This is a genomic window from Agromyces sp. P1_H4 (genome assembly GCF_056405255.1).
Genome location: NZ_JBFUCL010000590.1, coordinates 1 through 910 on the forward strand (window position 1 = coordinate 1; position 910 = coordinate 910).

At 68.2% G+C, this 910-nt stretch carries 2 protein-coding genes; both read right to left on the minus strand.

Annotation, left to right across the window (positions count from 1 at the left end):
* Window positions 1-98 precede the first annotated feature (98 nt).
* Complete coding sequence (locus tag AC1DY2_RS20190) at window positions 99-464, minus strand: RNA polymerase-binding protein RbpA (RefSeq protein WP_159604868.1); 366 nt, start codon at window positions 462-464, stop codon at window positions 99-101.
* Window positions 465-550: 86 nt separating this feature from the next.
* Window positions 551-910, minus strand: a 360-nt coding sequence (locus AC1DY2_RS20195) for a glycerophosphodiester phosphodiesterase family protein (protein ID WP_476764036.1), incomplete at its 5' end; no start/stop codon positions are given.

Here is a 910-nt window from a genome sequence, read left to right on the forward strand (position 1 = left end):
CCTGGCGACCGTCGGTCGTCCGAGAACAGCGACGCGACCCGAATGGACGATGCTCGGGTCGCAGACGCTCGCTGAAGCGTGGAGACGCGTCAGCCGGTTCAGGCGCCGATCTTCTGCTGGCCGCGACGGGCGCGCAGGAAGGCGAGTCGCTCCTCGAGGAGCTCCTCGAGCTCGGCACGGGTACGACGCTCGAGGAGCATGTCCCAGTGGGTACGCGCGACCTTCTCGCCGGAGCGGTCGATCTCGACCGGCTTGGAGTCGACGAGCAGGGTCGCCCCAGCGCCGCAGTACTTGCACTCCCACGTCTCGGGAAGCTCTGCCTCGGTGGAGAACGTCATAACCGTCTCGCGGCCGCACGTCTCGCAACGGTAGGTGTAATCGGCGCGGTCGGCGAAGATCACGCCGTCCTCGCTCTGCAGGCTCTGCGCGCCGATTCGCATGCCCCGAAGGCTCCGGTCCGCCATGGCGTAACTCCTCTCGATCGTCTACAGGTATAAACGATCAAGCTGGGCATTCCCCTTCCAGCGGCTGGGTGATTGCCGGGGAATTCTCAGATTCGTGCGGCGACGAGCGGAACGGCGAGGTCGGCGCGATCGGTGACGAGTCCGTCCACGCCGAGGTCGAGGAGACGCGTCATCCGTTCCGGTTCGTTGACCGTCCAGACGTGCACCTCGACGCCGGCCGCATGCGCACGATCGACGAAGCGGGGCGTGACGATCCGCACTCCACCGAGCCCTTCGGGCACCTGCAGGGCGATCGCTCCGCGCAGGGCACGGCGGAAGGCGACCGCCGTCGAGTACGAGGCCCGGAGCGCGCGGACGACCCCCTCCCGTCCGGCCGAGGTGACCGCCTCGGGCACCAGCGCACCGAGTCTACGTCGGCGCGCATCGGAGAAGCTCGTGAGCAGGAC

What these genes read in the sequence shown, in the direction of transcription:
- AC1DY2_RS20190 (WP_159604868.1), bottom strand. Translation starts at nt 464, where the DNA reads ATGGCGGACCGGAGCCTTCGGGGCATGCGAATCGGCGCGCAGAGCCTG.